Below are 13,183 nucleotides of genomic sequence, written 5' to 3' on the forward strand. Positions count from 1 at the left end.
TCATATCCGCCATAGCCGGCAGGACCACTCCGGCTCGACGGGCACCGACAACTCCGGCAGTTCACAGAAACGCCTGTGCACGAGGTAGTACATGCAGGTTTCGCAGGGCTGCTCGATGCCACCGTGCTCGACCGGATGGGGCGTGAAGCCGCCGATCACCAGCTTCGCCTTGAGGTCGTCACCGGCGACGCGCAACCGCGAGATGACGGCCATGACAGCATCATGTGTGTCGGCACGCGGAAAAGCCTCCGTCTCCAATCCTCCCTGCAGCAGAGACCGAATCTCCTCCAGGACCTCCTGGTTGCTCTCGGTCGTCGTCATAGCAGTCTCCCTTTTGGGTACCCTGCCGAAAAGCCTTCCGTCAGATTCGCCAGAGCCGGCACCACCAGTCGGCCTCGACGGGCACGGCGAGTTCGGGCAGGTCGCACCATTGGCGGTGCACTAGGTAATACATGCATTCCATGCAGCGCTGCCTGTCGGGTCCGTATGGATGGTCCACGAAGCCGCTGATCACCATCTTTCCCTCCAAATCGCCGGGATCGAGACGACGCAGCTCTTCGAGGATTGCCGCAAACTCCTTTTCCGTTTCCGGAAACGGTTCGGTCTGCGTCTTCAGCCCGTCCCGCATAAGCTGAGCCATCTTGCGCAGCGTGGCATTCTGTTGCTCGCTGTTCATATCACTAGTCCTACATTTCCTGACGAGGTTCTCCGGCCGCCTAGTCTTAGTCTATGCGGCCGAAGTTTGTTCGCCGTTTTATAGGCGGTCAGGCAGTGCGGAACCGCGAAAGCTCTTTGCCCGTGCTGGCATCATGGGCGTGTACTGTGCAGACAAGGCATGAATCGTAAGATCGACAGACGTGGCCGACTTCGACAGGATCGCTCGCATCCGCGACTGGCGTACCGATCAGCGCCTGTTCGATCGGCCCGAGCTCGCCCGCATCCGACCGCGGTCCTACGTTCCACGTGGTCGGCGCGATAATCTGGTAGTTCTTGATCTTGCCGTTCTGCACCTCGATCCAGTGACAAAGAGCGCCACGGATCGCTTCGGTAGCACCCCACCCTTTGCCGTCGCGCTCTGTTGGCTTGATATACCAAGGATCATTCAAGCGAAACTCGCGCAGGCAATGTTCAGCTTCACGATACAGCTTCACGCCTTCGTGCATCCGAGCAAAGTGCCGCAGAGCCACACTGGCGCCGCCGAGCTTCTTGTACATGTCCAGCACCAGCGGGTCAGTGTGCTGCCATCCCTCGCCATGGTAGCCGCCAGCAATCAACTGACGCGCGAGTGGACCTGCTTCCAGTCTGCCGTCGATTTCATGCCGGACAGCAGTCGACCAAGAGTACTTCGCGTTGTGATCGGTGGGATTCTTGACGACTGGCTTGGTGACGCGGTCAAACGGATGTTTTCCGCTCGGCTCGTCATACCAGGCATGCATCACGTCCTCGCGCGTGAAATTCTCGGACATCACCTCATGCTTGTCAGTTCCCCCAACATAGACGCCGCTTTTCATGCGTACCGACGCTGCCCGGGTATCGATAGTCGGTTTGTTGTACTTGTCCTCGTGCGGCAAATAGCCCCAAGACACAAACTTTCCATGGCCCCGACCATAGCTATCGACGCCGATGTCCTGGCTCATCCGCCAGAACATTCCTAAATCGGAGTTGGCGTGCTCGGGCCTTTCATCAATCCACGCCATGAAATCATCGTAGGAGCGGATCTCTTCGTAGCGTTCCAAGGAGCAGCCGAGCCAGACCGGCTCCATCCAGTTGCGGCGGTAATGCTCGAGGATCGACCAGGCGCGCGTCACGTCGGTCAGCGTCGGTGCGCACATCACGCCGCCGGGCACCATGAAACTCGAGTGCGGCCACTGGCCTCCCAGCAGAGCGTAGATCTCAACCGGGCGGCCCGAGATAGTCACGCCAAGCTCGTAGTTGGTGCCGGTGAAGGGGGACCAGCGTTTGACTGCTTCCTCATAGTATTTCGAATGAGAGTAGTTTTTATGCGTATAGTCGATCATAAATAGGCCGTAGTGGTGCCTTGGCAGGCTCTGCAGGCTTTCCGCTATCTGGCCGAGGTTGCGTGCGAGGATCGCGTTGCGCGGTACCTCGGTTTCCCAGGCGGTATCGAGCGCCCAGGCGGCGCAGGTGAGGTGCGACGCGCCGCAAATACCGCAGGCACGCGGCGTCACGACAAGACCCGCCTGTGGATCCTTGTCGCGCAAGATAACCTCGAAGCCACGGAAAAGCTCGGCCTGGGTCCAGGCGTTTACAACGACGCCATTCTGAATATCGACGCGCACGTCAAGGTCGCCCTCCACACGGCCAACCGGCGAAATATCGAGTGTTTGAACTGCAGCGGACATGGTCATTTGACCTTTCTGAAAGAGGTTCGAGACAGCGCGCGGATCAGACGACGAAGATGTCTTCTTCAGCCCAGCGCGGCGAGGCGGCCTTGGCGGCGGCCGTGAGCTTGATGTAGCCGGTCTTGTCGACACCTGTTGGCATGTCCTTCGGCACGCCCATCACGGTCTGCGTCTTGAAGACGGTGCCTGGCGCCAAATCGAAGAAGGGGAATTCCGGCTCGGTGCAGCCCATGCATGGCATTCCGGCGCGCGTCTTCGACGACTGGCGGTTCCACAGGATGCGGTTGCAGGGCGAATGCGTCATCGGTCCGCGGCAGCCGAGGTCGTAGAACAGGCACCCTTTGCGCTGCCCGAACTCGGTTGCCGACACTTTGTAGGCAAAGTGCATGTTGCGGGTGCAGCCGGTCTGGGTGAAGGAGGTGAAGAACGTTTTTGGCCGCTGAAACTCGTCGAGCGAGAGCTCGCCGCCACGTCCCGTAGCGACCGCCACCACGATCTGCGTGATCCAGTCTGGATGCGCCGGGCAGCCCGGAATGTTGATGACAGGAAGGCCAGCTTTCGACTTGAAGTCCTTGCCGAGGTAGCCGCCATGATCGCGCTTGAGGAACTGCAACCCCTCGCTCTCGGTAGGATTGGGCGCTGTCGCGGGAATACCTCCCCAGGTCGCGCAGTCGCCGACAGCGACGACGAAGTTGGCGACCTTACACAGATCGGTCACCCAATCGCGCATCGGCCGACCAGCAAACCGGTTCCATTCGCCGGTGCCGTTAGGAGCGTTAACCACCGTGCCTTCGAACACGAAGATGTCGAGCGGCATCTGACCGGATGTCAGCGCCAGCAACATCTTCTGGAGGTTTTCTCCAAGCTCCAGCCCGAGCGAAGGGTGCCAGAGCACATTGATGCCGAAATCCGTCACCAGATCGCAAGCGCTGGGTTCCTCTGCGTTAAGGAACGACATCGTGTTGCCGGAACATGCTCCACCCTGGAGCCACAACAGGTTGGCCATAGATTCTCCTCCCTAGATCACCCGCTGGCGCGCGGTCTGCTTCTACGAACGATGGTGAGGCAAATACCATGCCAATTGCTCACGGCGCAGAAAGTCAAGTGCTTATAGAGATTCCGTTCAAGATGGCGTAGTTTTTCTCTGCATACCTACTTTGCAGGTGTAAATGACGTTAGCCATTTAAGGAGGAGAAGCGTTAGAATTAGCCATGCCGGTTTCCGCAGACGGGGCAGTCGACTTCAAGAACATAACCATACCATACCCCCCGGCAGCGGCTGCACCAATGGCCGGTCGTCTGCCGTTCAGGCACGCCAAAAATGCCGGCCATCCTGCCGAAACCAAGGACCGTTATCGGATTGCCTCCACCCGGGGTGACACGCGACTGCGGAAAACGAATTACATCGTTGTCCCGGCCGTCCTTTTCGTCCATCATTGTGGCGTCATCCTAATTGTGGCGTCATCCTAGCTCGTTCAAATTGTAACGCTTGATCTTGTTAGCGAGGCCGACACGCGAGAGGCCGAGTTCGACGGCCGTACGGCTCTGGTTCCAGTGATTGCGCAGCAGCGCGTGTCCGAGGATTTGCTTCTCCAGGCTTTCGACTTGATCCTTAAGTGTCTTCCCGTCGGGCAGGAAGCCACGCAATCCGTCGGACGATTTTCGTGCAGCCGCTGCGAGGAATTCGGGCGACATGTCGCGCGCGGTAACGTATTCGCCGTCCTTAGCGAGCGCCACCATTCGCCGGATCTCGTTCTCCAGTTCGCGAACATTCCCGGGAAAGTCGCCGGCCGCCAATTTCTCGATAGCATTTGCGGTGATGCCCAACACCTTGCGACCCATGGAATCGGCATGTTTAGCAGCAAAGAACTCTGCCAGCGGAGCGATATCATCGGGCCTGTCCCGCAGCGGTGGAATTTCGAACTCGAAACCCTTGAGCCGGAAATAGAGATCCTGGCGAAACTCCCGGCGCTCTACCAGCTGTTTCAAAGATTGGTTGGATGCCGCAATGATCCGCACATTGCAGTGGATCACCTTGTCCGAGCCCAGCGGCTTGACCTCTCCCTCCTGGAGAAAGCGTAACAGACTTACTTGGAAAGATGGCGAAACTTCCGAAATCTCGTCTAGGAACACTGTCCCGCCGTCAGCCGCGCGAAAAAGCCCTAGCCGGTCTGAAATAGCGCCGGTGAATGCACCACGCTGATGGCCGAATAGTTCAGATTGCAGTAATTCGTCGGGCAAGCCACCACAGTTCTGAACAAGCAGCGGGCTGCTGCGACGAAGTGAATTGTAGTGGATGGCCCTCGCCAGCAGTTCTTTACCTGTTCCAGTCTCCCCCTGGATCAAGATCGGAAGTTCGGTGGTAGCGGCCTGACGGGCAAGATTGCACATCTCGGCCATCTTCTCGCTCGCATAGACAAGTTTCTCGAACCGATGACTTTCGGGACGAAAGGCCGGGCCCTTGTGCTCAGTGAATATGTACGAGTCGCCCTGTATCTTAAACTCGCGCGATAGGATACGATGCCGCCGCGCGAGTTCGCGAGCCTCGAGTGCGCGCTCGATGGCCAATCCCAGTTGCGTTGGATCGAGCGGCGTCAGGAGAAACTGGTAGATGGCGGCTTGCGTCAGCAATTGGTCCGACACCCGCGCGGTCGAGCGTGTGACGTAGACGCGCATGATATCGGGGTGCGAGACCCGCAGGCGTGTCAGGAAATCGATCCCGACCATTTCGTCCAGTCGATCCTCCGCGACTACGAGATCCACATTGAGGCTACCCATCGCTGTCAGCGCCTCTCCGATGGATCCTGTCAACACCACTCGATATGTGTAGCGCTCTGACAGAACTTCGACGGCTTCTGTCCAATCACTGCCGGAGGCCGACAGTATGACGACTGTGCTTGACCGCATGAGTATGCAACTTAGTTTCCACCTTGCCTGCCTTGTTATCAGCCTGTTGCGTGGATATCAATTGCGATTGGAGGGATCGAAGGCGTCCGATCGGTCACCCGCCGGACTGAGCTGCGTCCCGACATCGCCGGATCAGCTCAGCAGCGCCTGGACGCAACTCGACACCGCCAGACCTGATTTTATTGTTGTAGATATCATAGTGTGGCAAGTGATTTCGGTCCAGGGCACCATGTTCTCCGTTGAATCTTGGCAACCCGACAGAATCATAATCCAATGAAATCACTCACCGCAGTTTGGAGCGGACGCTAAGGATCTGTTGCGCCGTCATCCAGCCAAGCTTTCCATGACGACGAAACGGACTGACGGCAGGTTGGGACGAGGACTTTCTCATCAGCATCATCTCTACCCGGCCCAAGCACCCCCTTCCTGGGGGCGACTATTTCTCGGAACGAGGGGGCGACATGCCTCGGAATTTGCATTTTGCACCCAGCTTCATCCAAGGTTAATCGGTGACAGCTTCGCCGGACTTGGGCTTGGCCTCTTTTCGCGGCAAGATGCTGATGTCCTGATAGAATGCTTTTACCCGATAACCCCGCGACATGAACTGGTCCATGTCGACAAGCACTTCCCGGAGCCGCTCCTCGGACATGATAACATACAAGATGACGCTAGAATCACTGACAAGCATACCTGATCGCAGGCCCGACGTCCCCGCACCGGATGCAGCGACAACTGTGTAGCCGCCGATTCCGCGTTTCTTGAGCTGTTCGACAACCATGCGCTGAAGTTCGCCCGGTGCAATGATCGTCAGGAGTTTCTTGTTTTCGATTTCTCTCATGCTGCGTCGGTCCTGTTGTTCGAAGTTTGAAACGATAATCGTTCAAGCGCGCACCTATGGCCAGACGTACTCTGCAGCCGCGAAATAGAGGGGGATCCCGATCAGAATATTGAAGGGAAACGTAAGCCCCAATGCCATCGTGAAATAGACGCCTGGCCGGGCCTCCGGGATCGCGTATCGCACGACCGCCGGTACCACGATATACGACGCCGATGACGCCAGAATCGCAAGCAGCACCGCGTCGCCGACCTGCAACCCTATCATGTAGGCTAGGACCAGCGCAATCGCGGCATTGACGGGTGGCGACAGGAAGGAGAAGGCAAAGAGCGCCTTGTCGAGCTTCGCTCTGCCTTCGCTGATCTGCCGGCCGACAAGCAAGCCCATCTCGAGCAGGAAGAAGGCAAGCATCCCCTTGAAGATGCCTGAGGTGAAAGGCAGCAGTTCTTCCTTACCCTCCGTTCCGGCAAGATAACCGATGACAAGGCTGCCGATCAGCACGAGTTGGGCGCCGTCCGTTAGAGCTTCTCGCAGGACCTCGCGCGTCGAAAGTGGTTCAAATGCCTCGTCATACTCAGGAGCAGATGCCGCCTTGGCAACGGCCTGGCGGGAACGAACCATGGTCGCAAGAAACACTGCCATGATGATCGCCGGAGTTTCCATCAGCACCATGGCAACAGTCATGTAGCCGCCGAAATCGACATCCCTGGCCGTGAGAAATTGTTGTGCCGTGATGAAAGTGACCGCGCTAACCGATCCGTAGGTGGCCGCAATTGCCGCGCTGTCGAACGGGTCGATACGCCGGGACAGCAAGTAGAAAGCATAAGCAGGAACGAAGGTCGCCATACCCATCGCAGCGCCAATGGCGAGGATGCCTTCGGCAGGCAGTCCACCGGTGGACAGCGCCGCGCCTCCCTTCAAGCCAAGAGCAATCAATAGATAAAGTGTCAGGAAACGGGCAAGCGCTGAAGGGATTTCCAGATTGGAGCGCAGTAACCCAATACCCGCGCCCAAAACGAAAAAGAGGACAGCGGGGTCCAGCAGGTTACTCGCCGCGGAGCCAATCATTGTGAATCTCCTTCGTTCTCACACCTTTCTCCGCCGGCTGTCAGTCATCGCAGATACACACGCCATAGGCCCCAGCGCGAAACGCGTTCTCGATATTGTCGGATGACGTGATCGCGTAGACGAGCGTCGCGATACCGGTTGTGGGCAGCGCAATTCGCCGGTCAAGGCGCGTCAGAACCACGTCGGTCTGGGATGGCGAACAATCGTTCGGGTCAATCACCGCATGAATCAGTCCGGACCCTCGCAAGGATGCGTCTCCGGCCAGTTCCGTCGTAAGCTCGGCCCCGGTCCGCACCGCCACCCCTGGCGCAGCGTCGAGCCACAAAGCGGTTCCCTGCCGGGCAAGTTCCGCGCCGAGACGGCGCGCCAGGACGATCTGTTGCGCGGCAGGCAGCGTCCGGCATGCGAACAGCACCGCACCGGCAGACACTTCGCGCGCGCGCCGGGCACAGCTCAGCGCCCATGCGGCAGGGCCGTCGACCGGGGCCTCGGTGCAAAGCACGACGCGGGGCAAACTGAGCAGGCGCAGCGCCTTGCGGTTCGAGTCGAGGATCGGCGCCACCTGAGGGGCGCCGGGATATACCCATTCCAGTCTCTGGCACTCCTGACTGACGGGCGTTCCGGACCATGTCTGCGCCTCGAAGAGCTTCAGATCGATGCTTCGGGAGGCGAAGCGATGACGATACCGCGAGACGGGGCGCAATCCGTCGGCTGACAGTCCGGTCTCTTCGGACAGTTCCCGCCCGGCGGCCTCTTCCGCGGTTTCGCCGGGTTCGATCTTGCCGCCGGGGATCTCCCAATAGCCACCGGACATCTGATCCGGTCGTCGCCGGGACAGCAGGACGCGGCCTTGTTTGTCACGCACGATACACGCCGCGACCCCGATTACCTGCGCATCATTTCTGTCGGCGGTATCGGGCCTTTGTGCGCGGTGAAACGCGAGGCCGTGCATCAGTCTGGCCAGACGGCGAATTGGGAATGAGTCGCGTCGCTCGCGACCTTGTCGCTCGAGGAGTCCGCTTCTTTTTCGGAAGCAGTCTCTGCGGTTTTGCCGTTGTCGGATTTCGCAGCCCCGCGTCTCGTCGTCGGGCCTGGAGTTTTGCCCGTTGGTTGAGATGGAGTGTTCATGTCATCTGACCTTCAAACATGTCGTTCACTCTTTCCGCGAATGAGTTGCGTAACGAAGTGTCGCCCGTTTCGGGATCGGCCGGGATCGTCACGTTCACGTATCTGGTCGCGAAGCCGAGATCCGGAAAGAGCCCGGTCTCCTCCGAAATCGTGGCCAATCGGTCGAGAAACACGCTTGTCGCGGCGTAGTTCTCGAATTCGAACCGCCTGGTCACAGCGCCGGTCTTGCCGACCGCCGTCCAGTGTTCCGGTACCTTGCTAGGTTCTATGCGCATGCCATTCATGCTGATCAGCCCCTTGCCCCGCTGCCGCGCGCCCGGCGCGACAGCGGGGATTGAAGCGAAGCCAGAAGTTGCCTTCAGGTCCGCTCAGACCGTGGCTTCTGTCGGCAGGACGTTTTCGACTTCAGAATGCGGACGCGCGATGATGTGCGCCGCCGCAAGGCCGTCGCCGACACGCTCGCAGGCATCCGCGCCTGCGCGCACCGCCGCGTTTACCGCGCCGGTTTCGCCACGGACCATCACGGTCACGTAACCTCCGCCGACGAACTGGCGTGCGATCAGCCGGACTTCGGATGCCTTGGTCATAGCGTCCGCTGCCTCGATCGCGGGCACCAGGCCGCGCGTTTCGATCATTCCGAGGGCGATGCCCAACTTTTCACTCGCCATTGCTTTCTCCTCTTTGGCTAAGCTTCTTCGATACTCCCGCGGTACCCGACTGCCGGGCGGCGCGAAACACTATGTCGCGACCGGGTCCCGGCCGTGCCATTTGTCTTCATTCCAGTCGTCGATGATCCCGCCGATGGTTAGATCGGTGGTCACCTTCGGGTCGCCCGCCGCGATGCGCGCGGCCGAGTAGGCGATGGTGAGGACGTAATCGCCGACGCGGCAGCCGATCGGGTCGACCGCGACCTCGACATTGCCGCTGGCGTCCTCCAGCACGCGCAGCTTTCTCTCCTGCAGGCCGAGGACGCGCTTGGTGGTGACGAGATCCTGGATGACACGCATGATGTTCATGTCGCACCTCCGGGCCCGGCCTCTTCGGTGTTCCAGTAGTCGATGATCCCGACGATGGTCAGATCGGACGGGTAGTCCTTGTGCCCGGCCGCATCCTTGGCCGCCGAACTGCCCACCGCGATCACCCAGTCGCCCACCTTGCAACCGACCGGGTCGACGGCGACCGAGCGGCTCCCGCCTCTTTCGCGCACGACCAGAAGCCGGCGGCTCTCGAGCTTGTCAATCCGCGCGGTGGCGACGAGCGTTCCCTCGACCTGGAAGATCTTCATACCGATACCCCTCCGCTGGTAGCGTCCAGGAATTCGATCCGGCCGCCTGATTTCGAGCGCAGCGCGGGCTCCGCCACGACGGGGGCCTCCGCGAGACGCGATCGCACCGCGTAGGCCATGCGCCGTGCGGCCACCTCGCACGCCTCCCGATCGCCCGGGATCTCCGGGTCGTAGACCTTGAGTGCCAACACCGGCACGGTTCCCTCCGAGGTGCCTGACAGGATGCGTACGCCCACGGCCAGGTCCGATGCGCCCTCCTCTACCGACTGCATCTGGGCCTGAAAGGCCAAATTGCGCAACTGCACGTCGTCGACCGGATCGCCGATCACGATCAGTTTTTCGTCATGTCCCTTGACAGGGTACGGGCCATTATGGCGCCGCAGCACCGCCTCGACCTGCGCAATGTTGTTTTTCAGCAGGTAGCCGCAGAACCAGCGCATCCCTTCGGTGGCTTCGTCCTCGGCATCCACGCCGGCGCAGTCGGCGACGACGCGGCGCACCGCCTCCTTCGCGGCCTCGCGGCCCATCTCTCGCGTCTGTCCGTGCAATTCGGCGGCATCGACGAACCGGTAGGCCTGCATCTCGCCCGCGGCACCGGGCACGTGGACCCGGATCGCGTCGGTATCGGTATCCAGCCCGACAAGCAAGAGGGCGACCGCATCGCCCGCGCCGTGCCGCGCCTCGACCGCTGCCCGGAACTGGCGCAGCCGGTCGTGCAGCGCGTCGCGCGCGGCATCCGTGTCACTGCCATGGGCGGCGCAGCCCTCGTGGAAAGGATCCAAGCTCGAAAAGTGATAGACTCCGATCTTGAGGTAGCGCGTCGGCGCGTCGGCCGCGTTCGGGTGCCCCGTGCGCCAGCGGCCAAGCTCCACCGTCTCCCAGTCGCGCAGCGACCGCGCCACGCTGAACGTTGAGCCGGCATAGGACCGACGGGTGGTGACGATCGACAGCGGGATACGCAGCACCGCACCCAGAAGACCGGCCAGGCGTCCGTCGGCGCAGGGCGTGATGTCAACCGCGTGAAAGCCCCAGCGCTGGATCAACATCTCGACCGGCTCACCATCCTCGCAGGCATAGCGTTGACGCTCCGACCCCGTTTCCACGAGCTGGGCGAAGAGCCGGGTCACGCACCGGGCGTGAACGGCGGACATGTCCAGCGGGTGCCGCCAGTCGGCCTCGAACCACGCGGGATCGGCCGCGATGTCAAGCCCTGCCAGCTTTGCCACGACGCGCTCAGGGAAGCCGGGATCGAATTGCTGCGGCGCGACTGCCTCCAGCGTCTCGGCGAGACGGGCGAAGCCGGTTTCGATCTCGGTTTCGCGCAGGTCCAGATCGGCGGCGATGCCGGGTTCTGCAAAGGGATGGGACGTGGCCAAGGCGACGAGGGCAGGCGCCGTCCGCTGCGAGGGGACGCGATCCGCGCTGACGGCGTTCGTCATCCAGGCAGTGCGCCAGGCCTTGTTTGGCCCCGAGGATGTGCGGATCGCGGCCATCATCCGGTAGCCCCGCCCGACAGGGTGACCGCTGCGCGCGAGCCTGCGCCGCCGACCGCGCCGGTCACGCGGCTGGTCTGTTCGCGCGCGGGCGCATCCGACTTAAACCGCCGCGCACCGGCGAAGCCCCGCGCGTGCTCGCCACTTGAGGACGGGTTGCGTCCGGCAGCGATGTAGTCCTCCGTTCCGGTCACGCGCGGATTGTCATCCCAAGCCGAGCCGGTGATCTGCGCACCGGAGACGGCGCCTTCGCCGGTCACCGCCCGGCGCGCCGGAGCCGTGCCGCGCGCTGACTTGCGCAGGCGGGCGTCGAACTCGACATTGCCGGTGATCTTGCCTTCGCCCTGGGCGAACGTTCCGGTGATAGCCGGCTGGTCCCGCCGTGGTGTCTGCGGTTCCGCCGCACGGGCCGCCAGATGCGCCATGCGCTGCGGCGATCCCACGGAAAAGCCGGTGATCGACTGGGCGACCGGGTCGGTGTCGGTCTCGCGGACGGCCTCCGCGGCGACGAAATAGACCGATCCGGTGATTGCACGATCCGCACCGCGGTGCATGCCCGAGACCGCAGGATCGTGCATCGGCACGTCCCCAGTGACGGCAGGCGGCGTGCAGCGGCCGCGCAGCACGGATTCGGTTTCGGCGGCCTCCGGGTCGCACCAGTTTTCGGCCCCGGAGGCTCCGTAATAGGGTGTGCCGGTCAGGGTCTGGCAGGTGCCGTGTTCGGACCCGGTGACATGGGCGTTGTGCTCCATCTGGGGTCCGGTGACGGTCTGCCCACCCCAGGTCTGCGATGCCGTGACCTTGGTGCCGGTGGCATGATTGGCGCGGCCGCTTTCGGGCGCCTGCGTCGCCTGATGGCCAAAGGGCGCCAGATACTGCGTTCCCGTCAGGCCGCGATACGCACCGCTTTCGTCGCCTGTCACGCGGACAGAGCGGCTGATGGCGGTTCCGGAGACCGCGTGCCCGCTGAGGGTCTGCTCGACCGGGCGTTCTGTCTCGCGGCTGCGCGATCCGACGATATGTGCGGAGTGGCCCAGCTTAGTACCGAGCACGCTGTGTCCATGCGGTTGGGTCTTCCGGGCGAACTGCGCGTTGACCGGCAAGACAGAGTCGCCGCGCCCGTCAAGATCGTCGGCAAGAGTCTGGTCTGCATTGCCGGTGATCCGCGCGCCGGCGCTGTCCTCGTCGCCTGTGATCTTGACCGCCGACCGCACCATAGTGCCGGAAACCGTCAGACCGCCTGGTGTCCGCGCATGGCCGACCTTGCCCAGCGACGGTCGATATCCGCCCTCTTCGCCGGCAACGTACTGGGTGCCGGTCAGCGGCTTGTCGCGCCCGGCCTCGGTGCCGGTGACGGCGCGGCCCGCGGCATGGCTGAGCCCGGTCACCGTGGATTGGGAAACCGCGGTGGTGACGGACAGCACCTTGGCGGGATATTGCAGGCTCCCTTGGCGGGGCCGGCGACCGGACGACATCTCCGGTGCCGCAGCGGATCTAGCGGGCTGCACCGGGGCCGAACCCGCCGACACATCCCGCGGCAACGCCGCGTCTCGGAAGCCGATGCGCACCCGCTCAGTTGCCCGCGGCAGCGCGGCCTTGCCCTGCGCCAGGGCGCGCCTACGTGCCACCGAAGCCGCACGCCCTCCTTCCGGCATCTCGCGTGCCGGAGCCGTCGTTGCTGCGGTGCGCGTGTCTGACGCCGGGGGCGCGGCCTGTCCGCTGCGCTCCGCATCGCGGCTTTGGCAGCGAATGCGTTCGCGCGCCGCCTTCACGCCGATCTTTCCCTGCGGCAGCGCCTCGTGCCGCTCCATCGACGCCTGGCGACCTGACCACACCGGGACGATTTGCGACAGAGGCGTTTCGGCGACTTGGGGCTGCGATGCGGGTGCCGGTGCTGGCGCACTCGTCTGATCGACCGGCAGAGCGGCGTCGCGGAAGCCCGTACGAACCCGCTCGGATGCCTGCGGCAACGCGGCCTTGCCTTTCGACAGCATTCGCCGCCGCTTGCGCGAAGCCTCGCGTCCGGACAGCCCTTCGAGTTTCGTCTCGGTGCTCATGTCGATATCCGCTCCGGTCCGTGTTCAAGGTCGCGTCCGCGCCGAAGG

General features: G+C 62.2%; 14 protein-coding genes. All 14 read right to left on the minus strand.

Going from position 1 to position 13,183, the window contains the following annotated elements; all coding sequences use genetic code 11:
• Window positions 1-321, minus strand: a complete 321-nt coding sequence (locus F3H57_RS11145) for a hypothetical protein (protein ID WP_149755991.1) — start codon at window positions 319-321, stop codon at window positions 1-3.
• 40 nt (window positions 322-361) lie between these two features.
• The gene (locus F3H57_RS11150; protein WP_149755992.1) at window positions 362-676 is read right to left on the minus strand and encodes a hypothetical protein; all 315 of its coding nucleotides are present in this window, start codon (window positions 674-676) and stop codon (window positions 362-364) included.
• Between the two features lie 88 nt (window positions 677-764).
• A complete protein-coding gene (locus F3H57_RS11155) occupies window positions 765-2,369 on the minus strand; it encodes a nickel-dependent hydrogenase large subunit (RefSeq protein ID WP_223163050.1) in 1,605 nt (534 codons plus the stop codon).
• 37 nt (window positions 2,370-2,406) lie between these two features.
• The gene (locus tag F3H57_RS11160) at window positions 2,407-3,369 is read right to left on the minus strand and encodes an NADH-quinone oxidoreductase subunit B family protein (RefSeq protein ID WP_149755993.1); all 963 of its coding nucleotides are present in this window, start codon (window positions 3,367-3,369) and stop codon (window positions 2,407-2,409) included.
• A gap of 454 nt (window positions 3,370-3,823) precedes the next feature.
• Window positions 3,824-5,269, minus strand: a complete 1,446-nt coding sequence (locus F3H57_RS11170) for a sigma-54 dependent transcriptional regulator (RefSeq protein ID WP_149755995.1) — start codon at window positions 5,267-5,269, stop codon at window positions 3,824-3,826.
• Between the two features lie 502 nt (window positions 5,270-5,771).
• A complete protein-coding gene (locus F3H57_RS11175; protein WP_149755996.1) occupies window positions 5,772-6,107 on the minus strand; it encodes a P-II family nitrogen regulator in 336 nt (111 codons plus the stop codon).
• 54 nt (window positions 6,108-6,161) lie between these two features.
• Entirely contained in the window at window positions 6,162-7,172 is a 1,011-nt protein-coding gene (locus tag F3H57_RS11180) for a sodium-dependent bicarbonate transport family permease (RefSeq protein WP_149755997.1), read from the minus strand.
• Window positions 7,173-7,212: 40 nt separating this feature from the next.
• Window positions 7,213-8,124, minus strand: coding sequence for an NUDIX domain-containing protein (locus tag F3H57_RS11185; protein ID WP_149755998.1), 912 nt, complete (start codon window positions 8,122-8,124; stop codon window positions 7,213-7,215).
• A 172-nt stretch (window positions 8,125-8,296) separates the two neighbouring features.
• Complete coding sequence (locus F3H57_RS11190; protein WP_149755999.1) at window positions 8,297-8,584, minus strand: 4a-hydroxytetrahydrobiopterin dehydratase; 288 nt, start codon at window positions 8,582-8,584, stop codon at window positions 8,297-8,299.
• A gap of 84 nt (window positions 8,585-8,668) precedes the next feature.
• The gene (locus F3H57_RS11195; RefSeq protein WP_149756000.1) at window positions 8,669-8,968 is read right to left on the minus strand and encodes a BMC domain-containing protein; all 300 of its coding nucleotides are present in this window, start codon (window positions 8,966-8,968) and stop codon (window positions 8,669-8,671) included.
• Between the two features lie 69 nt (window positions 8,969-9,037).
• Complete coding sequence (locus F3H57_RS11200; protein ID WP_149756001.1) at window positions 9,038-9,316, minus strand: carboxysome peptide B; 279 nt, start codon at window positions 9,314-9,316, stop codon at window positions 9,038-9,040.
• Entirely contained in the window at window positions 9,313-9,585 is a 273-nt protein-coding gene (locus tag F3H57_RS11205) for a carboxysome peptide A (RefSeq protein WP_149756002.1), read from the minus strand. Before F3H57_RS11205 ends, F3H57_RS11200 begins: the two co-directional genes overlap by 4 nt.
• A complete protein-coding gene (locus tag F3H57_RS11210) occupies window positions 9,582-11,081 on the minus strand; it encodes a carboxysome shell carbonic anhydrase (protein ID WP_149756003.1) in 1,500 nt (499 codons plus the stop codon). Before F3H57_RS11210 ends, F3H57_RS11205 begins: the two co-directional genes overlap by 4 nt.
• Window positions 11,078-13,135 carry a CsoS2 family carboxysome shell protein gene (locus F3H57_RS11215; protein WP_149756004.1) on the minus strand — a complete coding sequence of 686 codons (2,058 nt, stop codon included), beginning with the start codon at window positions 13,133-13,135 and terminating at the stop codon, window positions 11,078-11,080. The genes F3H57_RS11210 and F3H57_RS11215 overlap by 4 nt, the downstream gene beginning before the upstream one ends.
• Window positions 13,136-13,183 lie beyond the last annotated feature (48 nt).

The sequence above is a fragment of the Roseivivax sediminis genome, assembly GCF_900112685.1.
Lineage (GTDB): Bacteria > Pseudomonadota > Alphaproteobacteria > Rhodobacterales > Rhodobacteraceae > Roseivivax > Roseivivax sediminis.

Excerpts from the sequence above, each read along its gene's own strand:
- F3H57_RS11145 (WP_149755991.1), bottom strand. The coding sequence starts at position 321 with ATGACGACGACCGAGAGCAACCAGGAGGTCCTGGAGGAGATTCGGTCT.
- F3H57_RS11150 (WP_149755992.1), bottom strand. The coding sequence starts at position 676 with ATGAACAGCGAGCAACAGAATGCCACGCTGCGCAAGATGGCTCAGCTT.
- F3H57_RS11155 (WP_223163050.1), bottom strand. The coding sequence starts at position 2,369 with ATGACCATGTCCGCTGCAGTTCAAACACTCGATATTTCGCCGGTTGGC.
- F3H57_RS11160 (WP_149755993.1), bottom strand. The coding sequence starts at position 3,369 with ATGGCCAACCTGTTGTGGCTCCAGGGTGGAGCATGTTCCGGCAACACG.
- F3H57_RS11170 (WP_149755995.1), bottom strand. The coding sequence starts at position 5,269 with ATGCGGTCAAGCACAGTCGTCATACTGTCGGCCTCCGGCAGTGATTGG.
- F3H57_RS11175 (WP_149755996.1), bottom strand. The coding sequence starts at position 6,107 with ATGAGAGAAATCGAAAACAAGAAACTCCTGACGATCATTGCACCGGGC.
- F3H57_RS11180 (WP_149755997.1), bottom strand. The coding sequence starts at position 7,172 with ATGATTGGCTCCGCGGCGAGTAACCTGCTGGACCCCGCTGTCCTCTTT.
- F3H57_RS11185 (WP_149755998.1), bottom strand. The coding sequence starts at position 8,124 with ATGCACGGCCTCGCGTTTCACCGCGCACAAAGGCCCGATACCGCCGAC.
- F3H57_RS11190 (WP_149755999.1), bottom strand. The coding sequence starts at position 8,584 with ATGAATGGCATGCGCATAGAACCTAGCAAGGTACCGGAACACTGGACG.
- F3H57_RS11195 (WP_149756000.1), bottom strand. The coding sequence starts at position 8,968 with ATGGCGAGTGAAAAGTTGGGCATCGCCCTCGGAATGATCGAAACGCGC.
- F3H57_RS11200 (WP_149756001.1), bottom strand. The coding sequence starts at position 9,316 with ATGAACATCATGCGTGTCATCCAGGATCTCGTCACCACCAAGCGCGTC.
- F3H57_RS11205 (WP_149756002.1), bottom strand. The coding sequence starts at position 9,585 with ATGAAGATCTTCCAGGTCGAGGGAACGCTCGTCGCCACCGCGCGGATT.
- F3H57_RS11210 (WP_149756003.1), bottom strand. The coding sequence starts at position 11,081 with ATGATGGCCGCGATCCGCACATCCTCGGGGCCAAACAAGGCCTGGCGC.
- F3H57_RS11215 (WP_149756004.1), bottom strand. The coding sequence starts at position 13,135 with ATGAGCACCGAGACGAAACTCGAAGGGCTGTCCGGACGCGAGGCTTCG.